General features: G+C 73.4%; 25 protein-coding genes and 1 tRNA gene. 16 read left to right on the plus strand and 10 right to left on the minus strand.

What is annotated here, in order from left to right:
• Nucleotides 1-3 precede the first annotated feature (3 nt).
• The 3 genes from AB0C21_RS13035 to AB0C21_RS13045 all read left to right on the plus strand — a co-directional run bounded on the left by AB0C21_RS13035 (nt 4) and on the right by AB0C21_RS13045 (nt 2,447).
• Entirely contained in the window at nt 4-1,746 is a 1,743-nt protein-coding gene (locus AB0C21_RS13035) for a DEAD/DEAH box helicase (protein ID WP_500204532.1), read from the plus strand.
• Between the two features lie 35 nt (nt 1,747-1,781).
• Nucleotides 1,782-1,967, plus strand: coding sequence for a DUF397 domain-containing protein (locus tag AB0C21_RS13040; protein ID WP_500204207.1), 186 nt, complete (start codon nt 1,782-1,784; stop codon nt 1,965-1,967).
• A 63-nt stretch (nt 1,968-2,030) separates the two neighbouring features.
• Complete coding sequence (locus AB0C21_RS13045) at nt 2,031-2,447, plus strand: ribosomal maturation YjgA family protein (RefSeq protein WP_500204208.1); 417 nt, start codon at nt 2,031-2,033, stop codon at nt 2,445-2,447.
• Between the two features lie 348 nt (nt 2,448-2,795).
• Here AB0C21_RS13045 and AB0C21_RS13050 read toward each other — a convergent pair whose 3' ends face one another.
• The 5 genes from AB0C21_RS13050 to AB0C21_RS13070 form a co-directional block, all read right to left on the minus strand.
• A complete protein-coding gene (locus tag AB0C21_RS13050) occupies nt 2,796-5,393 on the minus strand; it encodes an FtsX-like permease family protein (RefSeq protein WP_500204209.1) in 2,598 nt (865 codons plus the stop codon).
• A 2-nt stretch (nt 5,394-5,395) separates the two neighbouring features.
• A complete protein-coding gene (locus AB0C21_RS13055; RefSeq protein ID WP_500204210.1) occupies nt 5,396-6,151 on the minus strand; it encodes an ABC transporter ATP-binding protein in 756 nt (251 codons plus the stop codon).
• A 424-nt stretch (nt 6,152-6,575) separates the two neighbouring features.
• Nucleotides 6,576-7,127 carry a gluconokinase gene (locus AB0C21_RS13060; protein WP_500204211.1) on the minus strand — a complete coding sequence of 184 codons (552 nt, stop codon included), beginning with the start codon at nt 7,125-7,127 and terminating at the stop codon, nt 6,576-6,578.
• Between the two features lie 2 nt (nt 7,128-7,129).
• Nucleotides 7,130-7,711, minus strand: a complete 582-nt coding sequence (locus AB0C21_RS13065; protein ID WP_500204212.1) for a nicotinamidase — start codon at nt 7,709-7,711, stop codon at nt 7,130-7,132.
• Nucleotides 7,712-7,787: 76 nt separating this feature from the next.
• A complete protein-coding gene (locus AB0C21_RS13070) occupies nt 7,788-9,107 on the minus strand; it encodes a nicotinate phosphoribosyltransferase (protein WP_500204213.1) in 1,320 nt (439 codons plus the stop codon).
• A 203-nt stretch (nt 9,108-9,310) separates the two neighbouring features.
• Here AB0C21_RS13070 and clpS point away from each other — a divergent pair, with 203 nt between their 5' ends.
• From clpS to rdgB, 11 genes are all read left to right on the plus strand, one after another.
• Entirely contained in the window at nt 9,311-9,607 is a 297-nt protein-coding gene (gene clpS, locus AB0C21_RS13075; protein ID WP_149259596.1) for an ATP-dependent Clp protease adapter ClpS, read from the plus strand.
• Nucleotides 9,608-9,611: 4 nt separating this feature from the next.
• Nucleotides 9,612-10,184, plus strand: coding sequence for a DUF2017 domain-containing protein (locus AB0C21_RS13080; RefSeq protein ID WP_500204214.1), 573 nt, complete (start codon nt 9,612-9,614; stop codon nt 10,182-10,184).
• Between the two features lie 48 nt (nt 10,185-10,232).
• Nucleotides 10,233-10,646: a M67 family metallopeptidase gene (locus AB0C21_RS13085; RefSeq protein WP_500204215.1), complete on the plus strand. Its 414-nt coding sequence runs from the start codon at nt 10,233-10,235 to the stop codon at nt 10,644-10,646.
• Nucleotides 10,647-10,743: 97 nt separating this feature from the next.
• A complete protein-coding gene (locus AB0C21_RS13090; RefSeq protein ID WP_500204216.1) occupies nt 10,744-10,866 on the plus strand; it encodes a hypothetical protein in 123 nt (40 codons plus the stop codon).
• 93 nt (nt 10,867-10,959) lie between these two features.
• Complete coding sequence (locus AB0C21_RS13095; protein WP_345184173.1) at nt 10,960-11,232, plus strand: MoaD/ThiS family protein; 273 nt, start codon at nt 10,960-10,962, stop codon at nt 11,230-11,232.
• Between the two features lie 21 nt (nt 11,233-11,253).
• Nucleotides 11,254-12,201: a PLP-dependent cysteine synthase family protein gene (locus AB0C21_RS13100; protein WP_500204217.1), complete on the plus strand. Its 948-nt coding sequence runs from the start codon at nt 11,254-11,256 to the stop codon at nt 12,199-12,201.
• Nucleotides 12,202-12,308: 107 nt separating this feature from the next.
• Nucleotides 12,309-13,136, plus strand: coding sequence for a thioesterase family protein (locus AB0C21_RS13105; protein WP_500204218.1), 828 nt, complete (start codon nt 12,309-12,311; stop codon nt 13,134-13,136).
• A 145-nt stretch (nt 13,137-13,281) separates the two neighbouring features.
• On the plus strand, nt 13,282-14,121 hold the full coding sequence (gene murI / locus AB0C21_RS13110) for a glutamate racemase (RefSeq protein WP_500204219.1): 840 nt from the start codon (nt 13,282-13,284) through the stop codon (nt 14,119-14,121).
• Nucleotides 14,122-14,152: 31 nt separating this feature from the next.
• Nucleotides 14,153-14,902: an MBL fold metallo-hydrolase gene (locus tag AB0C21_RS13115; protein WP_149259457.1), complete on the plus strand. Its 750-nt coding sequence runs from the start codon at nt 14,153-14,155 to the stop codon at nt 14,900-14,902.
• A 75-nt stretch (nt 14,903-14,977) separates the two neighbouring features.
• Nucleotides 14,978-15,697, plus strand: a complete 720-nt coding sequence (rph, locus tag AB0C21_RS13120) for a ribonuclease PH (protein ID WP_500204220.1) — start codon at nt 14,978-14,980, stop codon at nt 15,695-15,697.
• A complete protein-coding gene (gene rdgB, locus AB0C21_RS13125) occupies nt 15,694-16,311 on the plus strand; it encodes an RdgB/HAM1 family non-canonical purine NTP pyrophosphatase (protein WP_149259459.1) in 618 nt (205 codons plus the stop codon). The genes rph and rdgB overlap by 4 nt, the downstream gene beginning before the upstream one ends.
• 42 nt (nt 16,312-16,353) lie before the next feature.
• Here the strand turns inward: rdgB and AB0C21_RS13130 are convergent, their stop codons facing one another.
• From AB0C21_RS13130 to AB0C21_RS13145, 4 genes are all read right to left on the minus strand, one after another.
• Nucleotides 16,354-17,274 (minus strand): anti-sigma factor RsbA family regulatory protein, encoded by a 921-nt coding sequence (locus AB0C21_RS13130; RefSeq protein ID WP_500204221.1) that lies wholly within the window; start codon nt 17,272-17,274, stop codon nt 16,354-16,356.
• On the minus strand, nt 17,274-18,179 hold the full coding sequence (locus AB0C21_RS13135; protein WP_500204222.1) for an MEDS domain-containing protein: 906 nt from the start codon (nt 18,177-18,179) through the stop codon (nt 17,274-17,276). Before AB0C21_RS13135 ends, AB0C21_RS13130 begins: the two co-directional genes overlap by 1 nt.
• A gap of 79 nt (nt 18,180-18,258) precedes the next feature.
• Nucleotides 18,259-19,305 (minus strand): anti-sigma factor RsbA family regulatory protein, encoded by a 1,047-nt coding sequence (locus AB0C21_RS13140; protein ID WP_500204223.1) that lies wholly within the window; start codon nt 19,303-19,305, stop codon nt 18,259-18,261.
• Nucleotides 19,306-19,494: 189 nt separating this feature from the next.
• Nucleotides 19,495-20,109 carry a TetR/AcrR family transcriptional regulator gene (locus AB0C21_RS13145; RefSeq protein ID WP_500204224.1) on the minus strand — a complete coding sequence of 205 codons (615 nt, stop codon included), beginning with the start codon at nt 20,107-20,109 and terminating at the stop codon, nt 19,495-19,497.
• A 40-nt stretch (nt 20,110-20,149) separates the two neighbouring features.
• Between AB0C21_RS13145 and AB0C21_RS13150 the strand changes: the two genes are divergently transcribed.
• Nucleotides 20,150-21,697, plus strand: coding sequence for an MFS transporter (locus AB0C21_RS13150; protein WP_500204225.1), 1,548 nt, complete (start codon nt 20,150-20,152; stop codon nt 21,695-21,697).
• Between the two features lie 22 nt (nt 21,698-21,719).
• Nucleotides 21,720-21,804, plus strand: a tRNA-Leu gene (locus tag AB0C21_RS13155).
• Nucleotides 21,805-21,860: 56 nt separating this feature from the next.
• On the opposite strand, the gene bcp is transcribed toward AB0C21_RS13155, so the two are convergent.
• The gene (gene bcp / locus AB0C21_RS13160; protein WP_149259466.1) at nt 21,861-22,328 is read right to left on the minus strand and encodes a thioredoxin-dependent thiol peroxidase; all 468 of its coding nucleotides are present in this window, start codon (nt 22,326-22,328) and stop codon (nt 21,861-21,863) included.
• Nucleotides 22,329-22,334: the final 6 nt, after the last annotated feature.

The following is a 22,334-nucleotide window of genomic DNA, read 5'->3' on the forward strand; positions in this document are numbered from 1 at the left end:
AGCATGCCCCCCGCCTTCCCCGAGCGGGCCGCCTGGGGGACCGCGCAGTCCCTGCGCGCCTGGCAGCAGCAGGCGCTGGAGGCGTACTTCGGCGCGGACGGAACGGCGCCGGGCCCCCGCGACTTCCTCACCGTCGCGACGCCCGGCGCCGGCAAGACGACGTTCGCGCTCCGGCTCGCCCGCGAGCTGATGGAGCGCCGCGTCGTCTCGTCGCTCACGATCGTGTGCCCGACCGAGCACCTCAAGCGGCAGTGGGCCGAGTCGGCGGCCCGCGTCGGCATCAGGATCGACCCCGAGTACCAGAACGGGCAGGGCCCCGTCGGCAAGGACTTCCACGGCGTCGCCGTCACGTACGCGACCGTCGCGGCGCGCCCGGCGCTGCACCGCAACCGCACCGAGTCGCGCAAGTCGCTGGTCATCTTCGACGAGGTGCACCACGCGGGCGACGGCCTGTCGTGGGGCGACGCCGTCCGGGAGGCGTTCGAGCCGGCGACGCGGCGGCTCGCGCTGTCCGGCACGCCGTTCCGCACCGACATCAACCCGATCCCGTTCGTCCAGTACGAGGAGGGGCCTGACGGCGTCCGCCGCAGCCGGGCCGACTACACCTACGGCTACGGGCCCGCCCTCGCCGACGGCGTCGTCCGTCCGGTCATCTTCCTGGCGTACGCGGGCGAGATGCGCTGGCGCACCCGCGCCGGCGACGAGATCACCGCGACCCTCGGCGAGCCGCTCACCCAGGACCAGACGTCCCAGGCGTGGCGGGCCGCGCTCGACCCCAAGGGCAACTGGATCAACCAGGTGCTCGCCGCGGCCGACCGCCGCCTCACCGAGCTGCGCCGCGTCATCCCGGACGCGGGCGGCCTGGTCATCGCCACCGACCACGAGGCCGCCCGCGCCTACGCGAAGATGCTGCGCGCGGTGACCGGGCAGGGCGCCACGATCGTGCTGTCGGACGACCCGACCGCGTCCAAGAAGATCAAGGCGTTCGCCGAGACCGACGACCGCTGGATGGTCGCGGTCCGCATGGTGTCCGAGGGCGTCGACATCCCGCGGCTGTGCGTCGGCGTCTACGCCACCTCCACCAGCACGCCGCTGTTCTTCGCGCAGGCCATCGGCCGCTTCGTCCGCGCCCGCAAGCGCGGCGAGACCGCGTCGGTGTTCCTGCCGTCGGTGCCGACGCTGATGGGCCACGCCTCCGAGATGGAGGAGGAGCGCGACCACGTCCTCGACCGCCCCGTCCGCGAGGACGGCCTCGACGACGAGCTCCTCGCGGAGGCCAATCGCCGGGAGGACACGCCCGACGTCGGCGAGGAGCTGCCGTTCGAGACGGTGGAGGCGTCCGCGACGTTCGACCGCGTGCTCTACGACGGCGGCGAGTTCGGCATGAACGCCGAGCCGGGGTCGGCCGAGGAGGAGGAGTACCTCGGCATCCCCGGCCTGCTGGAGCCCGACCAGGTGTCGGCGCTGCTGCGCAAGCGGCAGGCCGAGCAGATCGCCAACGAGCGCCGGCGCAAGACCGGCGACCCGCGCGCCGACCGCACCGCCGCCGAGGACATCGCGGCCCTGCGGCGCGAGCTGAACGGCCTCGTCAACGCCTGGAACCACCGGACGGGCCAGCCGCAGGGGGTCATCCACAACGAGCTGCGCCGCGCCTGCGGCGGCCCGCCCGTCCCGCAGGCGAGCGCCGAGGAGATCCGCGAGCGCATAGCCAAGATCCGCGACTGGGCCGCCAAACGCCGCCACTGACCCCTCGCCGCCTCAGCGAAGGTGGCGCAGGAGAAATGGACTTGAGCACCGCCGTATGGCGCAAGGCGTCCCGCAGTTCCAACAACGGCGGCAACTGCGTCGAGGTCGCCCGCGTCGACGAGGTCGTGGCCGTTCGTGACAGCAAGGACCCGGACGGGCCCAAGCTCCTCATCACCCCCCAGGCACTCCGGCACCTCGGCGAGGCCATCAAGAACGCCTAGCAGTACGGGCGGGCGTAGGCGCTGCGGCGGCATGGGGTGTGCGTTGCGGCTTAAGATCGTGCGATGACGCTCGCAGTGCGCTGGGTCCGGCTGCTGATGGTCGTGTCGGCAGTCGGCCTCGCCGGCGCGGCCTATGCGATCCGCGCCGTGGCGGACGGGCTTGTCGACCAGTATTCCGGCGCCGCTTTGTCAGGGGCCATCGTCTACACGATCGTGCTCTTCGTACGGCCGCGGATCTCTCCCTTGCCCGCCGGAATCACCGCGGTCGCCTACTGCTGGTTCATCGAGTTCGCGCAGCTCACCCCCCTGCCCAGCGAGATCTCCCAACGCAGCTGGTTCGCGCGCCAACTGCTGGGCGCCCAGTTCGACCTCATTGACGTGGCCTGGTATCCCGTAGGCGTCATCCCATTGGTCGTCGCGCATTGGTTGCTTCGTACCAGCGCACCTACTCGACCGGCCTCGCCGCCCGCTGAGGCTTAGCCGCGCACGTCACCAACGCTGCGCCGCTCCTCCGGTCGCCCGTCCGTCCGGACAGGCGAGCGCCGCCGGGATCCGCGAGCGCACAGCCGGGATTCGCGAACGGGCCGCCGCCACTGAAGCGCCCCCACCGCGGTCGGGAGGTTTGCCGCGTGGCGCTGAAGTGATCGGATCCCTCGCGTCGAAGCGAAGACGGGGACCTGGCTCGGCCAGGTCCCCGTCAACGGAGCGAAGAGGCGCGAGCCTCCTCGCGCAGGCCGCCCTGTCAGGCGGCCCGGGTGCGCATGTAACGGGAATGCATGATGCGGATCTCGATCGTTTCTTTCGTTCCGACGTGGTGACGGTCGCGGTTCACTGGGCCTTGGCGGCCTCCAGGACCGGGACGGCGGCGGCCCGGCGTGCGGGCAGTGCCGAGATCGCCGGCGTCGTCACGGCCGCGCCCGCCGCCAGCAGCGGGAACAACCACCACGGCGGGTCCGGGCGCAGGAACGAGCTCCCGGTGGCCACGTGCAGCAGGGTCAGCACTCCCATCGCGATCATGCTGCCGAGGATCGTGCCGAGAACGACCACGGTGGCCGCCTCCCATCGGACGATCGAGCGGATCTGCCTCGTGGTCGCCCCCACGGCGCCCAGCAGTCCGAACTCCGGGGTCCGGTCGGCGACGCTCATCGAAACCGTGGTCGCCATGCCGAACAGGGCCAGCAGCAGCGCCATGCCGACGAAGACGTAGGTCGCCCTGAGCGGCCGGGTGAGCGAATCCGACGCCGCACTCACGTACGCGTCGCGGCCGACGACACGCACCCCCGGGACCCCGGCCACCGCGCGCTCCAGCGCCTCCGGAGAGCCGCCCCGTACGAGGACCGCCCGGGTCGCCGCGTCGGCGTCGATCCGGTCCATGGTCGCGGGCGCCACCAGTGCCTGGTCGGCGAACAGGTGGGAGGGGTCGTGGTACGCGCCCGCCACCTTGAGCGGGACCCGGCCCCGGGCGCCCTGGACGACGATCTCCTGGCCGCGCCGCAGTTCCCGCTCCTTCATGACGTTCCCCGACAGTGCGATCTCCCCCTGCCGCAGCGCCGGCGGCCGGCCGCCCAGCCGCAGGACGTCGCGCAGCCCGGTCTGCTCGGCGCCGCTGACGAGGAAGCGGAACGGCTCGGGTGCCCCGCCGGGGTCGAGCGGCTCCGGATCCGAGACCAGCTTGACCTCGGTCTGCGTGAGGGCGGTCGTCCGCGACACCCCCGGCGCGTCCGCGACGAGGGCCGCCACGTCCCGGGCCAGTGGCGCGGGCGCGCCTTCGGAGGACCGGGCGGTCGCGGTGACCGCGTGGTCGGCCGCCATCACCTCTCGGCCCGCCTCCCGGAAGCGGTCGTGCACCGACATGGTGATGAGCACCACGGAGGCGACCAGCGCGATGCCCAGCATCAGTGACGAGGCGGCCGAGGAGACCCGGCGCGGGCTGCGGATGACGGTGATGTGCGCCAGCCGTCCGGCCTCCCCGCTGACCAGCGGCCCGATGCGTCCCACCAGCCCGCCGAGCGGTCCGACGAAGAAGGGGGTGAGGACGGCGAGGCCGGTCATGGCGAGCAGCGTCCCGAAGAGGACCATCAGCGAGATCCCGAACGTGCGGTCCGGGCCGGGCGGATCGTCGGCGCGCACCGCGGCCGCCACCGCCCACCAGAAGGCCGCGCCGGTGAAGATCGCGCAGGCGGCCGACAGCCGCGGCCACCGGCGCCCCCGGGTCTCGGTGACGGTGCTGCGCAGCGCCTGCACGGGCGAGGTGCCCGCGGCGCGGTGCGCCGCCCGCCAGGCGGCGGCCTGGGTGACCAGGATCCCGGCCGCCGCCGGGATCCCCAGTGCGACCCACCCGAACTGGGGCGCCGCGGCCGAGACGTCGAAGCCGTCCCGCGCGAACAGCCGGATGATCAGCGCGGACAGCGGGAAGGCCGCGGCGGTGCCGCCCACGGCGGCGATGGCGCCCAATATCAGCGCCTCCAGGCGGATCAGCCGTTTGACCTGCCGCGGGGTGGCGCCGATCGCACTGAGCAGCGCCAGCAGCCGGGTGCGCTGCCGCACCAGCGTGCCGAACGTGTTGGCGACCACGAACAGGCCGACGAAGATCGCCACCAGGGAGAGCCCGCCGATGACGCCGGCGATCGAGGCGCCCTCGCCCTCCGCGGCGGCGGCCTGCGCGCGCCGCACGGACTCCGCGGTGCGCACCGTGGCCGCGCCGCCCAGTTCCCGGGCCGCCCCGTCGCGCAGGCGGGCGGCGGGCACGCCCGGGGCGGCCTTCAGCCAGACGCTCGGCCAGGTGCCCGGGGGCAGCGCGGCGGCGCGCCGCACCGTCTCGGGCGGCGCCAGCACCAGGTTGCCGGCGGCCACGGCATCGCGGTCCTGGACGCTGACGATCCCGACGATCCGGTCCTGGCGCGTCTGGCGGGGCAGCGTCAGCGTCATCGTGTCACCGACGCGCACCCTCCCCGCGCGCGCCATGTACCGGACGACCGCCACCTCGCCGTCGGCTGCGGGGGCGCGCCCGGCCTCCAGCCGGTAGGGATTCAGCCGCGGGTCGGGCACCCAGGGGCGCAGCAGCGTCCTGCCCTCGGCCGCCGCGGTGATCGCCCGGCCGTCGGGACGGGCGGCCGTCACCGCCACGGCGGCGTCCCCGGCGGTGGCCGCCACCCCGGGCAGGGAGGCGATCCGGTCCATGGGGACCGCGCCGGTGGGCGGCGCGGCCGCGTCGTCCGGATCGACCGTCCCGCCCTGCACGAGCACGTCGGCGCGGAAGTACTCGCTCGCGTCGCTGCCCGACACCGCCTCCTGCGCGCGCAGCGCGAACTGCAGCGAGCCGGCTATGAGCGCGATCGAGCCCAGGGCCGCCAGCAGCGTCGCGAACAGCCGCATCCAGCTGTCGGCGAACGAGCGTCGCGCGATGAGCCACATGGCGTTCCCCACCGTCAGGCCTCCATCTCGCGCATCCGGGCGTGCACGGCGTCGATGGTGGGCGCGGTCAGCTCGTCGACGATCGTCCCGTCGGCGAGGAACAGCACCCGGTCGGCGTGCGCGGCGGCCGCGGGATCGTGCGTCACCATGACCACCGTCTGCCGGTAGGCGTCGACGGCGGTGCGCAGGAACCCGAGCACCTCGGCGCCCGAGCGGGAGTCGAGGTTGCCGGTCGGCTCGTCGGCGAACAGCACCTCCGGCCGGGTCAGGAGCGCCCGCGCCACGGCGACCCGCTGCTGCTGCCCGCCGGACAGCTGCGTGGGCCGGTGCGCCAGCCGTTCGCGCAGCCCGAGCGCGTCCACGATCGTGTCGAACCAGCGCGGGTCCGCGCGGTGGCCCGCGAGCCGTCCGGTGAGCCGGGTGTTCTCCTCGGCGGTGAGCATCGGCAGCAGGTTGAACGACTGGAACACGAACCCCATCCGGTCGCGGCGCAGTTCGGTGCGCCGGGTGCGCGACAGGCCGGTGAGCTCGGCCCCGCCGACGACGACGGTGCCGGACGTCACGGTGTCCAGTCCGGCCAGGCAGTGCAGGAAGGTCGACTTCCCCGACCCGGACGGCCCCATGATCGCGGTGAACTGGCCCCGCGTGAACGCCGCCGACACCCCGCGCAGCGCGGTCACCGCGCCGTCACCGGTCCCATGGGACTTCACCACATCGGCCGCGGTCATGACCTCGTCGCGGACCTGCTCGTCAGGGGAGGCCGCGATCATCGACGCCCTCCCGCACGGCGCGGGAGCGGGCGCGGCGCGGGCTTCCGGAAGGCCGGCGGCGTGCCGTCCGCCTCGGGCGTGCGCCGGCGGGTCGGCTCAAGCATGGATGTCTCCCGTCGATCGACGTGAACTGTCTATCTGAGATAATCTCAGATGAGATCATATGGTTCGGATCGTCGGCAACAGTTCAGTGGCTTTGGCGCAACACGGTGGCTTTGGCGGCTTCGCGGTCCTGGTGGCGGGTGGACGTCCGGTCCCGGGGAAGGAGGGCGCCGTGACCGGACGCTGCGACGGCGCCCACGGCACCGCTACGTGCGCGACTGAGACGACCCGCTCTACGCCGACCCAGGGGGCGGAGGCTCCGGCCGGTCGGTGCGGCACGCCTCGTCGACTGCCGCGTCCGACCGCGGCCGGCTTCGGGACGTCAGTGGGAGGGCGGGGCCAGGTCGAGGGCCTTGAGGATGTGGGCGACCGTCTCTTCGGGTGTCCCGGTGATGGGGGCGGTGACGACGTTCTCGTCGGGGGCGGGGCGTTCCAGGTCGGCGAACTGGGAGTCGAGCATCTCGGCCTTGAAGAAGTGGCCCTTGCGGGCCTTCATGCGGGCGGCGATCGCGTCGCGGTCGCCGTCCAGCAGGACCAGGCGGACGCCCTCGTGCCCGTCGACCAGCATCTCGCGGTACCGGCGCTTGAGGGCGGAGCAGGTGACGACGCCGGGGCGGCCGGTGTCGAGCCGGTCGGCGATCCACGCGGCGATGGCGCGCAGCCAGGGGAGGCGGTCCTCGTCGGTGAGCGGGTGGCCCGCGCGCATCTTGGCGACGTTGGCCTCGGAGTGGAACGCGTCGGCCTCGGCGTAGTCCCAGCCGAGGCGCTCGGCGAGGAGCGTGCCGATGGTGGTCTTGCCGCTGCCGGAGACGCCGGCGATCAGGATGACCGTGGGCTCCGTCGTGTCCGGGGGCGGGGGCGTGGTGGGGGGCATGGTCAGGCGGTCACCACCGGGGCGCCGGACAGGACGATGCCCTCCTGCGCGAGCTCGTCGAGGGCACGGTCGACGGTGGCCTTGCTGACGCCGGCCGTGAGGTCGAGCAGGACGGTGGTGCGCAGGCCCGCGCGGACGGCGTCCACCGCGGTGGCCCGGACGCAGTGGTCGGTGGCGATCCCGACGACGTCGACGGAGTCGACGCCGCGGGCGGCGAGCCAGTCGGCGAGCGGGGTCTCGTCGTCGGAGAAGCCCTCGAAGCCGCTGTAGGCGGCGGTCTCGCGGCCCTTGCTGAACACGGCCTCGATGGGGGCGAGGGCCAGGTTGGGGTGGAAGTCGGCGCCCGGGGTGCCGATCACGCAGTGCGGCGGCCAGGTGTCGGCGAAGTCCGGCTCGGCGGAGAAGTGGCCGCCCGGGTCGAGGTGGAAGTCGCGGGTCGCCACGATGTGCGCGTACTCGGACCGGTGGGCGGCCACGTACTCGGAGATCGCGGTGGCGACCCCGGCCCCGCCCGCGACCGCGAGCGACCCGCCCTCGCAGAAGTCGTTCTGCACGTCCACGATGATCAGAGCCTTCTTGCCCATGACCGCTCCCTCTACCGGTTGCCCCACCGGCTCCGCTCCGACCGTACCCCAGGCTCGTTCCCCCAAGCGGGACGGCTCAACGGCGTGGCCCGCCGTCGACGAACTCGGTCGGGACGGCGGGCTCGCCCTTCGAGAGCTGGAGCGCCGTGGCGGGCAGTTCGGCGACGGAGCGGGCGTGGCGTTCCCTGGCGTCGCCGAGCGCCTCGCTCCCGACGACCTCGCCGTCGCGCACCAGCGGCACCTGGAGGACGCGGTCGCGGGGGCCGGCGGTCGGTTCGGTGGTGAAGACGGTCTCGGCGTAGGCGGTGCCGTGCCCGTCGACGCGGCGGACGGCCGTCTTGCGCCCGCCCCGGCTCGGCTTGCCCGTCGAGCGCTTCGCCACGGGGCGCATGGGCGCGTCCTCCTCGGAGCCGTCCGCCCGCGCGACGAGCTTGTAGACGAGCGACGCCGTGGGGGCGCCGGAACCGGTCACCAGGGACGTCCCCACGCCGTACCCGTCCACGGGCGCCGCGGCGAGCGCCGCGATGCCGTACTCGTCCAGGTCGCCGGTCACCACGATGCGCGTGCCGTGCGCGCCGAGGGAGTCGAGCTGCTCGCGGACGCGCCGCGCCACCACGCCGAGGTCGCCGCTGTCGATCCGGACGGCGCCGAGCGTCGGGCCGGCCAGCTCCACCGCCGCGCGGACGGCCCGTTCGACGTCGTAGGTGTCGACCAGCAGCGTGGTGCCCTCGCCGAGGGCCGCGAGCTGCGCCTCGAACGCGTGCCGCTCGCTGTCGTGCAGGAGGGTGAAGGAGTGCGCGCTGGTCCCGGCGGTCGGCACGCCGTACAGCCGGCCCGCCTCCAGGTTGGACGTGGTGGTGAACCCGGCGATGTAGGCGGCGCGGGCGGCGGCCACGGCGGCGCGCTCGTGGGTGCGCCGCGACCCCATCTCGATGATCGGGCGCCCCTGCGCGGCCTGCACCATCCGGGACGCGGCGGACGCGATCGCGCAGTCGTGGTTGAGGATCGACAGGGCGACGGTCTCCAGCAGGACCGCCTCCCCGAACGTCCCCTCGACCATCAGGATCGGCGATTCCGGGAAATAGCACTCGCCTTCGGGATAGCCCCATACATTCCCGGTGAATCGGTACTTCTCCAGCCAGCGCGCCGTGGGCTCGTCCACGATGCCGTTCGCGGTGAGGAACTCCAGTTCGGCGTCCTCGAAGCGGAACGCCTCGATGGCGTCGAGGAGCCGTCCGATGCCCGCGACGACGCCGTACCGGCGGCCGGCGGGCAGGCTCCGCGCGAACACCTCGAACACAGCGCGGCGGCCGGCCGTCCCGCTGCGGAGGGCCGCCTGGAGCATGGTCAGCTCGTACTGGTCGGTCAGCAGGGCCGTGCCGTCACCAAGGTTCACAAGTGGCACTTTAGGGCCGACTGCGGGCACCGCGGCGAACCAGGGGGCGTGGGCGATCGTCCCCTTCAAGGAAACGCTTGAGCGCGGCGAACCGGGCGGCGCGGGGGATCGTTCCCCACAAGGAGAGGGATAGACGCATAGCATCGGATGCGGTGGGCGGACCGACCGCGCGCAGAAAGGGGGCGACCCGGCCAATGAGCGCCATGAACACGGCGCCCGCACCGGTCGAACAGGAGCGGCCGGGCGCAGCGGAGGACGTGAGCGCCGACCGGCCCTGGCTGGCGATCGTCTGGAACGACCCGATCAACCTCATGTCGTACGTCACATATGTGTTCCAGGCCGTCTTCGGCTACCCCAAGACCAAGGCCGAGAAGCTGATGCTCGACGTGCACCACAAAGGCCGCGCCGTGGTGGCCAACGGCACCCGCGAGGAGATGGAGCGGGACGTCGAGATCCTGCACTCCTACGGCCTGTGGGCGACCGTGAAGCGGGATGATTGACCCGATGAGCCATGTGACGAAGACGCGCCAGGGCTTCCGGGTGCGGCTGGAGCCGGAGGAGACCGCGCTGCTGCGCGCCCTCATGGAGCAGTTGCTCGCGCTCCTCGGCGACGCGCCCGGCCCCGACGACGAACTGGCCTCCATGGGCATCGCCGAGAACGCCGTGAAGCCGGACGACCCGGTCCTGGCGCGGCTGTTCCCCGACGCCTACCGCGACGACGGCGAGGCCGCCGGGGAGTTCCGCCGCTACACCGAGATCGGCCTGCGCGACGGCAAGCGCGAGGCCGCCCGGGCGGTCCTCGGCGCGCTCGGCGAGACCGACACCGACACCGTCATCGACGAGAAGCGGATGCAGGAGTGGCTGCGGGCGCTGAACGACGTCCGGCTGGCGCTCGGCACCCGGCTCGACATCACCGAGGACTGGTACGAGGAGGCGGGCGCCCTCGACCCGCGCGACCCGCGCGCCCCCATGTTCGCCGCCTACGACTGGCTGACGATGCTCCAGGACGGTCTCGTCCACGCCCTGGAAGAGCCGTTCCTGGATGAGCCGCCGCCGGATGAGCCGCCTCTGGACTAGCCGCCCGGGGCGAAAGTTCCGGAGCGGGCGCCTTCTAAGCTTGCGGGCATGCTGACGATTGAACGGGCCCTGGTCGACCAGATCATCGCGCACGCGCGCGCGGACCACCCCGACGAGGCCTGCGGCATCATCGCGGGCCCGGTCGGCTCGGACCGCCCCGTCCGGTTCGTCGCCATGGTCAACGCCGAGCGCTCCCCGACGTTCTACCGGTTCGACTCCCAGGAGCAGTTGAAGGTGTGGCGGGAGATGGACGACCGCGACGAGGAGCCGGTGGTGATCTACCACTCCCACACCGCGACCGAGGCCTACCCCTCCCGCACCGACATCTCCTACGCGTCCGAGCCGACCGCGCACTACGTCCTCGTCTCGACCCGCGAGGAGGACGAGGCCGAGTTCCGTTCGTTCCGCATCGTGGACGGCGAGGTCACCGAGGAAGAGGTCCTCATCGTCGACGGTTCCTGACGGCGCCGGCAGCAGGAACGGGGCGACCGGGGTGAGCGGCGCGCGAGGTCCGGAGGCGGCCGGGATCGGCGGCCTCCCGGCCGGTAAACTGGTTGACATGTGGACGAGCGGGCATGGGACGGGCGGCGTTGAGCGCCGCGCCGTGGCCCCAGCGGTGCCACCCGTGCAGAGCTTCCTGTTCGGGCACTCGCGCGCCGAGGTCGTCTACGACTGTCGCTGACGCGCTGATCACGCCTGGAATCATCCCGCCGCCCGCCCGGTTCTACGCCAGGGGGCGGGCAGTCCCGTACGACGTTTTAAGGAGATCATCGCGATGGCGATCGAGGTCCGGATCCCGACGATCCTGCGCAACCTCACCGACGGCGCCAAGGCCGTCGAGGGCAAGGGCGGCACGCTCGACGAGCTGTTCGCCGACCTGGACACCCGGCACGCGGGCCTGCGCGACCGGCTCGTGGACGACAAGGGCCTGCGCAAGTTCGTCAACGTCTACCTGAACGACGAGGACGTGCGCTTCCTCGGCGGGCTGGAGACGGAGGTCGCCGACGGCGACAGCGTGACGATCCTGCCGGCCGTCGCCGGCGGCTGAGCCGGTCGGGACGAGCGCCACATGCGATTCGACTCACTGCTGGACTCGCTCGGCGGCACCCCGCTGGTCGGGCTGCCGCGGCTGTCGCCGAGCGAGGACGTCAGGCTCTGGGCCAAGCTGGAGGACCGCAACCCCACCGGCTCGGTGAAGGACCGCCCCGCCTTCCACATGATCGAGAAGGCGGAGAAGGAGGGGCTGCTGACGCCCGGCTGCACGATCCTGGAGCCGACGTCCGGCAACACCGGCATCTCGCTGGCCATGGTCGCCAAGCTGCGCGGCTACTCGATGGTGTGCGTGATGCCGGAGAACACCTCCGCCGAGCGCCGCCAGCTGCTGGAGATGTGGGGCGCGCGGATCATCTCCTCCCCGGCGGCGGGCGGCTCGAACGAGGCCGTGCGGGTCGCGAAGGGCCTGGCCGAGGAGAACCCCGACTGGGTGATGCTCTACCAGTACGGCAACGAGGCCAACGCGCTCGCGCACTACGAGACGACCGGCCCGGAGATCCTCGCCGACCTGCCGTCGGTGACGCACTTCGTCGCCGGGCTCGGCACGACGGGCACGCTGATGGGCGTCGGCCGCTTCCTGCGCGAGCGGGTGCCGGACATCAAGATCGTCGCGGCGGAGCCCCGGTACGGCGAGCTGGTGTACGGGCTGCGCAACATCGACGAGGGCTTCATCCCCGAGCTGTACGACGACTCCGTCCTGACGACGCGGTTCTCGGTCGGGTCGCGCGACGCGCTGCGCCGCACCCGCGAGCTGCTGGAGCAGGAGGGCATCTTCGCGGGGATCTCGACCGGCGGGGCGCTGCACGCGGCGATCGGGATGGCGAACAAGGCGGTGAAGGCCGGCGAGCGCGCCGACATCGTGTTCATCGTCGCCGACGGCGGCTGGAAGTACCTGTCGACCGGCGCCTACGGCGGCACGCTGGAGGAGGCCGAGGCCCGCCTCGAAGGCCAGCTCTGGGCCTGACCGCCCGGTCGGGCCGCGGGGCGGCAGGGTAGAGTGCGTACTCGAACGTGATTCTAGAACCGTCTCGGCGGACGCCCCGCCGGGACGGTCGACCCGGGAGAGTGCGGATGAGCGGGTTCGGGGAGTCGACCGCGGTGAAGCCGGTCGGCGAGGGCCGGTACGAGGCCGTCCTGGACGAGGGCTACGGCATCGCCCAGGCGCTGAACGGCGGCTACCTGATGGCCGTGCTCGCCCGCGCCGCCGTGGACGCCTCGCCGCACGAGCACCCCGTCTCGACCGCGGCGAACTTCCACCGCGTCGCCAAGCCCGGCCCCGCCGAGCTGGTCGTCGACTCCCGCAAGGTGGGGCGCACGGCCGCCTCGTCCTTCGTCACCCTCGTCCAGGACGGCCGTCCCGTGGTGGACGCGCTGATCACGACCGGCACCCTCGACCCGGCCGCCGAGCCCGACTTCGCGGCCGCGCCGCCCGCCGAGCTGCCTCCGCTGGAGGAGTGCACGGGGTTCCGCCCGCCCTCCGCCGTCGACAGCGGCTTCGCCGACCAGGTCGACATGCGCTTCGACCGGACGACGATGGGCTGGCTGGACGGGCGGCCGAGCGGGCGCCCGGACATCCGCGCCTGGTTCCGGCACCGCTGCGGCCAGGAGCCCGACGGCTACTCCCTCGCCCTCGCCGTCGACGCGCTGCCGCCCGTGGCGCTCAACCTCGGCGCGCAGGGCTGGGCCCCGACCGTCGAGCTGACCTGGCACATGCGGGCCGTCCCGGCGCCCGGCTGGCTCGCCGTGCACGGCACCGGGCGGCTCCTCGCCGGCGGCTGGTTCGACGAGGAGGTCGAGGTGTGGGACAGCGCCGGCCGCCTCGTCGCGCAGAGCAGGCAGATCGCCCGCGTGCCCCTCGCCCGCTCCCAGCCGGCCGCCTCGGTGCCCGCTCGTCCCTGACCGCCGCGACACACCGGTGTTCCGGATCGGAAACGAACGGATCATGCGCCCGCGCCGTGAGCTGGACGGTTTTCCGGTGCGTGACGGTGTGATGTCCAACGCATGACGCACCCCGGCGGGGTCCTGTCGCTTAGCCTTGTGCACCATGTCAGATCCATCCCGGGGGGACGGCCTCCCAGACGCGCCCATCGGGATCTTCGACAGTGGTTTCGGGGGCCTCACAGTGGCCCGTGCCATTCTCGACCAGTTGCCGAACGAGCCGATCGTCTACCTCGGCGACTCCGCCCGCCAGCCGTACGGGCCGCGCCCGATCGCGCAGGTCCGCGCGTTCGCCCTGGAGATGCTGGACGAGCTGGTCGACCAGGGCGTGAAGATGCTGGTGATCGCCTGCAACAGCGCCAGCTCCGCGATGCTGCGCGACGCCCGCGAGCGCTACGAGGTCCCGGTCGTGGAGGTCATCAACCCCGCGACCCGGCGCGCCGCTCGCGCCACGTCCAACGGGCGGGTCGGGCTGATCGCCACCGAGGCCACCGTGAACAGCCGCGCCTACGAGGACGCGTTCGCCGCAGCGCCGCACATCGACCTGGTCAGCGCCGCCTGCCCGCGCTTCGTCGAGTTCGTCGAGGCGGGCGTGACGATGGGCGACGAGCTGCTCGACGCCGCCCGCGGCTACCTGCGTCCGATTGTGGACGCGGACTGCGACACCCTCATCCTCGGCTGCACGCACTACCCGCTCCTGGCGGGCGTCATCTCGTATGTGGTGGGAGACGGGGTCACACTGGTCTCAAGCGCCGACGAGACCGCCAAGGACGTGTACCGAGTGCTGCACGATCGGGGACTGGCCCGCGCCGAGGCGAAGCCCCGGCCGCGGCACCGGTTCCGCGCCACCGGTGACCCCGCCGTGTTCGCCGAGCTCGGCCGCCGCTTCCTCGGACCGGAGATCGGCCCGGTGGAGAGCACGTTGAGCAAGGCTTTGACGACCTGATTCCTCGGGAAACCCAAGAGGAGGAGTGAGCGTGCGGGTCACTGTGATCGGCTGCTCCGGCAGCTTCCCAGGGCCGGACAGCCCCGCGTCCAGCTATCTGATCGAGGCGGACGGCTTCTCCATGCTCCTCGACATCGGCAACGGTGCGGTCGGCAGCCTCCAGCGCTTCCACGGCGTGCTGGACATCGACGCCATCTGCATTTCGCACCTGCACCCCGACCACTGCCTCGACCTCACCGTCTACTGGATCGCGCGGACGTACTGCCCGGACGGCCCGGCCCCGCGCATCCCCGTGTACGGCCCCCGCGGCACCGCGGAGCACATGATCAAGGCGTACGAGCTGGAACCCAACCCGGAGATGACCGACACCTTCGACTTCCGCCCGCTGGAGCCGGGACCGATGCGCATCGGCCCGTTCACGGTGACGACCGCGCTGATGAACCACCCGGTCGAGGCGTACGGCCTGCGGATCGAGCACGGCGGCAGCGCGCTGACCTACTCCGGCGACACCGGGCACAGCGACGAGCTGGTGCGGCTGGCGCGCGGCTCCGACCTGTTCCTCTGCGAGGCGGCGTTCGCGGACCGCCCCGGGCTGCCGCCGGACATGCACCTGACGGGCCGGGAGGCGGGCGAGCACGCGGAGCGGGCCGAGGTCGGACGGCTGGTCCTCACGCACCTGCTGCCGTGGAACGACCCGTCCCAGACCCTCTCCGAGGCGAAGGACAGCGGCTACCGGGGCCCCATCGAACTGGCGGAGGTCGGCGCCGTCTACGACCTCTGACGGCGCCTCCGGCGACGGGTGCGGCTCCGCCGGCGGCGGGCCGCCCCGGTGGGGACCGAGCGCTAGGGTGGGCGCATGGCTCGCCCCGATGACCGTGCACCCGACAGCCTCCGTCCCGTCCGCATCCAGCGCGGATGGCTCGACCACGCGGAAGGGTCGGTGCTCGTCGAGTTCGGCGCGACGCGGGTCCTGTGCGCCGCGTCCGTGCAGGACTCGGTGCCCCGCTGGCGGCGCGACAGCGGGCTCGGCTGGGTCACCGCCGAGTACGCGATGCTGCCGCGCGCGACCAACACCCGCAACGACCGCGAGTCGGTCAAGGGCCGGATCGGCGGCCGCACCCACGAGATCTCCCGGCTGATCGGCCGGTCGATCCGGGCGTGCCTGGACCTCAAGGCGCTCGGCGAGAACACCGTCCAGCTCGACTGCGACGTCCTGCAGGCCGACGGCGGCACCCGCACCGCCGCGATCACCGGCGCGTACGTCGCGCTGGCCGACGCGGTGAGCTGGATGCGCGAGCGCCGCCTCCTCAAGGGGGATCCGCTCATCACCTCGGTGTCGGCGGTCAGCGTCGGCGTCGTCGACGGCGAGCCCCGCCTCGACCTGTGCTACGAGGAGGACTCGGCCGCCGGGACGGACATGAACGTCGTCTGCACCGGCGACGGCCGGTTCGTCGAGGTGCAGGGCACCGCCGAGGGCGCCCCGTTCGACCGGGCGGAGCTGGACGCGCTGCTCGACCTCGGCGCCGCCGGCTGCGCGGAGCTGACCCGCATCCAGAACGAGGCGCTCGGCCGATGAGCCGGATCGTCCTCGCCACCCACAACCAGGGCAAGGTGGCGGAACTCCACCGCATCCTCGGTGACCTCGACGTCGTCGGCCTCGACGACTTCCCCGGCGCCCCCGACGTGCCCGAGACCGAGCTGACCTTCGAGGGCAACGCGCTGCTGAAGGCCCGCGCGATCGCCGCGTTCACCGGGCTGCCCGCCGTCGCCGACGACTCCGGCCTGTGCGTGGACGCGCTGAACGGCATGCCCGGCGTGCTGTCGGCCCGCTGGTCGGGACGGTTCGGCGCCGGCGGCGACCGCGACGCCGCCAACCTCCGGCTCGTCCTCGACCAGATCGCCGACGTGGCCGACGGCCGGCGCGGCGCCTCGTTCGTGTGCGCGGCGGCGCTGGTGGTCCCGGGCGGCGCCGAGCACTGCGTCGAGGGACGGATGCACGGCACCGTCATCCGGGAGCCGCGCGGCACCGGCGGGTTCGGCTACGACCCGGTCTTCCTGCCGGAGGGCGGGACCCGCACGACCGCGGAGCTGACGCCCGCCGAGAAGGACGCCATCAGCCACCGCGGCCGGGCCTTCCGCGCCCTCGCGGAGATCGTCCCGGACGCGCTGAAGGCCGCGGGCCTGGCCTGAGGCGCCCCACGGGCCTCAGCGCACCGTGTCAGCCGCACCGCGTCATCTGCAGCGCAGCCGGACGAAGGTGCCGTCCCATCCGGCGCGGAGTTCCATGAGGTCGACCAGGAGGCGGACGGTCCACAGCCCGAAGCCGCGCTGGAGGGCGGAGTCGGGCGGGATGAAGCCGGTCAGGGAGTCGGGCCCGGGGGACCAGAAGCCGTTGTCGCCGACCTCGCAGACCAGGTCGGCGCCGTCCTGCCAGACCCACAGCCCGATCGGCGGCGTGCCGTGCTGGAGGGCGTTCGCGGCGACCTCGTTGGCGGCGGTGACGAGGTTCTGCGCCTGCTGCTTCGCCAGCCCGTGCCGGTGGGCGCGCTCGCCGACGAACACGCGCAGCGCGTGCAGGTCGTCGCCGTCGATGGGGAGGTACTCCGCGCCGGCCGGGCGGTCGGAGCGGAACCGGCCGTCGCAGCCGGACCCGAACTCCACCGGGTCGACGTAGTCGGCGTTCTGGCCGTCGTGGCCCGGGGCGAGCAGCAGCGGATGCGTGCGGCGGGCCTCGTCGAGGATGCGCTGCGGCAGTTCCCCGGTGTCGTAGGGGCACAGGGCGCGTGCCCCCGAGTCGCCGAAGACCACGTTGATGAGGGACTCGTAGCGGACCCATTCGAGCGTCTGGCGCTCGTCCCATCCGGTCCAGAGCGGTTCGGCGAGCGCGCAGACGGTGCGCGGGGCGCTGCCCTTCACGATGCTCTGGTAGTCGCGCAGGGTGCGCACGGGATGCTGGTAGAACGTGGCCGAGTCGAGGAAGGCGACCGTGTCGCCGCGGGCGCCGAGCGAGTCGCGCAGGGCGGTCAGGTTGGGCTCGCGGGCGACGGCGATCACGACCTGGCCGCGCTCCAGGCCCGATTCGAGATAGGGCACGGTGACCGACAGGAACTCGTCGGTGCCCCGGTACATGAACGCCTTGTGCTCCAGTGCCATCAGGCGATGCCCTCCGTGTCCGGCAGCCGCCGCCCCCGGGCGAGGCCGGGCAGCCGGTGCCAGCCGACCATGTCGATGACGCTCTCGACGTCGGGCGAGAGGTGGTCGAGGACCAGCGCGGCGTCGGCGGGCAGCCGGATGGCGTGCCTGGCCAGCAGGTGCAGCGCGCCGAGGTCGATGAACCCGAGGCGGGACATGTCGAGGTGGACGCTGCCGCCGGGCCGCACCTGGGCGAGCTGCTCGGCGAACACCGCGTGCCGCGCGGCGTCCAGCTCGCCCTCGACGCGCAGGCCCTCGGGCTCGAACGTGCGCACGATCTTCAGGATCCCGTCGTCGAACTCGGGGTTCACTTCCACGAGGACCTCGTGTGTGTCGCGGAGGGCGGTGAGCTCGGCGGGCCGGCACGCGTGCCGGTCGACCTGGCAGATCGCCATCGCCATGGTGCTCGGCGAGACGGCGTCGCCGACCCGGTGCTCGCAGCCCAGCATCCGGCCGAGGTCGGACCGGCCGGGACCGTTCAGCAGGCAGGTGTAGTCGGTGGTGACGCGCACCGCGCGGAAGCCCTGGCCGAACGCGGCGCCGACCTCGCGGCCGATGGTGTCGGCCATCCGGGCCGGCTCGAAGGCGCCGCCGCGGTCGAGGCAGGCATCCCGGCGCGGGATGACCCGCAGCTGGCCCGACCTGACGCGGGCCTCCACGTCGATCGGCTGCCCGGGACCGAGGCCGGGAAGCAGTTCGGCCGGGACGTCGGTGACGTACACGACCTTCTCGTCGTTCTCCAGGCCCTCCCGGACGAATGGGCCTATGATACGGTCACGTTCCTCCCTGTTGCTGTAGGCCAGCCAGCCGTGGTCTCCAGGGCGGACGGCGCTCACTGAGCGCTCGGCGAACCAGGATGTCTCCATGACCTCCCCATCGCTGTGAGGCGGATCCGTTCAGCGTACGCCGGTCCCGCGCCATTGGAAGCCCAACGCCGGGAGTTCCTCACGCGCCGTTCGAGCCGCCGGGCCCCGCGGACGGACCCCGCCGAGAGCCCGCCACTGCCGCGTCGACGGGCAGGGCGAGCCTCAGCCGCACGGCGGTGCCGTTCTCGCCTGTCCGGATCTGGACGAGGGAGCACAGCAGCCGCACCGCCCACAGCCCGAACCGGCCGCCGGGTGTCCCGCCGTCCGGGCGCGGCGGGACGAGCCCGAACCCGCCCTCCGGCTCCCACCGCCCCTCGTCGGTGACCTCGCAGACCAGCGCGGCCGCGCCGGGCGAGGCGTCGGCCCACAGGCGCACGGCGACGGGCGGCTTCCCGTGCCGGAACGCGTTGGTGACCACCTCGGTCACCGCGACCAGGAGGCGCTGCCGGTCGCCGCCGGGCAGCGGCGTGTGCCGCGCGCATTCGGCGACCCACGCGCGGAGCCAGTAGAGGTCGGGACGCTCGATCACCAGGGTGTCGGCGCCGTCCGGCGGCGGAGGGGGCGGCTCGCCGTCGCACCGGGCGCAGTACGCCGTGGGACTCACGAAGCCGGGGTTGGGCAGGGCCCGCGCGCCGCGCACGGTCTCGGGGTGGGTCCGGCGCCCGGCCGCGACGACGGACGCGGGCAGCGTCGCCGCGTAGGGGCACATGATCGCGGCGCCGGTGCCGCGGAACGCGTCGTTCAGCACGGCCTCGGTCCGCTGCCATTCGACGACCTCCAGCGGCGACCGCGTCGCCCAGACCGGCTCGCCGAGGAGGCGCAGCCGCCGGCCCCGCCGCGCGGTCTCACGGGCGTCGCCGAGGCAGTCCGCGAGCGTGCGGGACGGGTGCGCGTACCAGGCGGCGGGCTCGGTGAACTCGACCCCGGCCGCGGCGGGCCCGAGGGCGTCGCGCAGCAGCATCTCGCGGCCGGTCCCGCACACCGCGAGGACGCGGTCGCCCGCGTCGAGGCCGGCGCGCAGGAAGGGCACGGCGCCGCCGAGGTACTCCTCCACCCCGGAGAAGGGCAGCAGGCGGTGCGTGAAGCCGCCGCCCGCGGGGCCGGCACTCGCGGGGCCGGCGCTCACGGCGGTCCCGCCAGGTGTGTGATCACGATGTCACCCACTGCGCGCGGCGAACGGACCCGACCAGCCTAGAACGCCCGCCTCCGGTATGCCGCGAACTTTCACCCGAATAGTCCGGCCGCTTCCGGCCCCCCGGCCGCGGGCCGGCGGTGGGCGCCGCCTCGCGGCGGCGGCGCGGCCCCGCCGGGCGGTTCACCGCATCCGGGGCCTGCGGGGCGGGCCGTGGACGGCGGCGCGGAGCCCGGGGGCGAGGTACCGGATTAATTCATCGGGCCCCATGGAGGCGACGGGTTCCACGGCGAGGACGTAGCGCGCGAAGATCAGCCCGGCGAGCTGGGTGCCGAACGCCGCGGCCCGCGCGGTGGCGTCGGGGCCGCCCAGCCGCTCGGCGATCCGGTTGATCATCTCACGTTCCAGGATGTCGCGCACCAGCCGGGCCAGCTCCGGGTCCTGGACGGCAGCGCGCACCATCATCAGCAGCGGCGCGCCGCGCTCCGGGTCGTCCCAGGCGGCGACCATCGCGCGCAGGACGCGTTCCGGCAGCGTGGCGGGGTCGCCGGGCAGCGCGCCCGCCAGCACCTCGGGCGGGTTGGCGACCAGGCCGAGCACGGCGCCGAACAGCCCCTTCTTCGAGCCGAAGAAGTAGCTGATCAGTGCCGCGTCCACCCCGGCCTCGGCGGCGATGGACCGCATCGTGACGGGCCCGTACCCGTCGGCCAGGAAGCGGCGGCGGGCCACCGCGAGGATCGCCTCCCGGGTGCCCGGGCTGCCGGGGCGCCGCCCGCGCCCGTTCCCGGATTTATTCATCACAGTTGAAATATAGCCGGACCGGGACGACATTCGAGGCATGAACACCACGAAGCAGGGGCCGGGCGCCGTCCACCGAGCGGTGCTGCCGGCCGTGATGCTGTCCCTCGCCACGGTGGTGTCGGCCGTGGCCTCCCTCAACACCGCGGTGCCGTCCATCGCCCGCGACACCCGCGCCGGCCTGACCGAACTGTCGTGGATCATCGACGCCTACGCGCTGGTCTTCGCGGCGCTGCTGCTGCTCGGCGGCGCGGTCGGCGACCGCTACGGGCGGCGCCGCGCGCTCGCCGCGGGGCTCGTCGTGTTCGGCGCGGGCTCGGCCGCGGCGGCGCTGGCGAGCGACCCGGACCACCTGATCGCGATGCGCGGCGTCCTCGGCGTCGGCGCGGCGCTGGTGATGCCGGCCACGCTGTCCACCATCACCTCGACGTTCCCGGCCGAGCAGCGCACCCGCGCGGTCGGCGCCTGGGCGGGCGTCGCCGGGGCCAGCGGCATCTTCGGGCTGCTGGTGTCGGGCACGCTGCTGGAGTTCTGGTCGTGGCGGTCGGTGTTCTGGATGAACGTCGTCCTCGCGGTGGTCGCGCTGGCGGCCACGCTCGCGGTCGTCCCCGAGTCAGCCGACCCGGAGGCCCCGAGGCTCGACCTGACCGGCGCGCTGATCACCGTGATCGGGCTCGGCGCCGGCGTCTACTCCATCATCGAGGCGCCGACGCACGGCTGGTCCTCCGCGCGGACGCTGCTCGGCCTCGCCGCCGCCGCGGTCGTCCTGGCCGGGTTCGTGCTGTGGGAGCTGAAGCGGCCGAACCCGCTGCTCGACCCGCGGCTGTTCCGCATCCGGGCGTTCTCCGCGGGCGCCCTCACGATCACCCTGCAGTTCTTCGCCTTCTTCGGCTTCGTCTTCATCGTCCTGCAGTACCTGCAGCTGGTGAAGGGCGACAGCGCGCTCGTGGGCGCGCTCAGCCTGCTGCCCATGGCGCTCACGATGATGCCGTTCGCCCGGGGCGTCGCGCCGAGGCTGGCCGCCAGGATCGGCGCGCGCCGCGTCATCACGGCGGGGCTGCTGCTCGTCGGCGTCGCGATGCTGGTCTTCTCGCTGCTGGACGAGGACAGCACCTACTGGCTGCTGCTCGCGGGCCTCATCCCGTTCGGCGCGGGGATGGGCCTCGCGATGACCCCGTCCACCGCCTCGATCACCGATGCGCTGCCCGCCGAGAAGCAGGGTGTGGGCTCGGCGATGAACGACCTCGCCCGCGAGCTCGGTGGGGCGCTCGGCATCGCCGTCCTCGGCAGCCTGCTGCAGTCGGCCTACCGCGCGAACCTCGACCTCGGGAACGTGCCGGGCCCGGCGGCCGAGCAGGCGAAGACGTCCCTCGCGATGGCGATGCGGCTCGGCCCGGAGGCGGCCGACCGGGCGCGGGCCGCCTTCAGCGACGGCCTCCAGTCGGCGTTCCTCACCGCCTCGGTCGCGCTCGCCGTCGCCGCCGTCGTCGTCGCGGTCCTGTACCGGGCGCCCCGCCGGGAGGACGCGGAATCCGTTGCCGCGCCCGCCGATCAGGACGCTAAGCTGAACCCGGCCCCCGGCCGGTAGCACGGACGCCCGGGCGGCACGGGCGGGCGTGGCGAAATCAGGTATACGCGGCAGGTTTAGGTCCTGTTGGTGGCGACACCGTGGGGGTTCGAATCCCCCCGCCCGCACCCGGCCCGCGCTGAGCGCGGGCCGCGGTGCTTCCCGCGTCCGGACGGGGCGCCGGCTAGACGCCGAGTTCGCGGCGGAGGCGCTCCACGTGCCCCGTCGCCTTCACGTTGTAGTACGCCTTCTCGATCTTCCCCTCGGGGTCGATGACGAAGGTGGACCGGATGACGCCGACGACGACCTTGCCGTACAGCTTCTTCTCCCCGTAGGCGCCGTAGGCCTGCAGGACCTGCGCGTCGGGGTCGGACAGGAGCGGGAACGTGAGCCCCTCCTTCTCCCGGAACTTGGCGAGCTTGGCCGGCTTGTCGGGGGACACCCCGACGACGGTCACGCCGGCGGCCTCCAGCTCGGGCAGGCTGCTCTCGAAGTCGACCGACTCCTTGGTGCAACCGGGGGTCATGGCCGCCGGGTAGAAGTAGAGGATCACGCGCCTGCCGCGCAGCGAGGCCAGCGACACCGCGGTCTCGTCGGCGTCGGGAAGCTCGAACTCTGGGGCGACGTCGCCCGGCTGCAACCGCTCGGACACCCTGTC

Origin of the sequence: Spirillospora sp. NPDC049024 (genome assembly GCF_040649235.1) — a bacterium.
GTDB lineage: Bacteria > Actinomycetota > Actinomycetes > Streptosporangiales > Streptosporangiaceae > Spirillospora.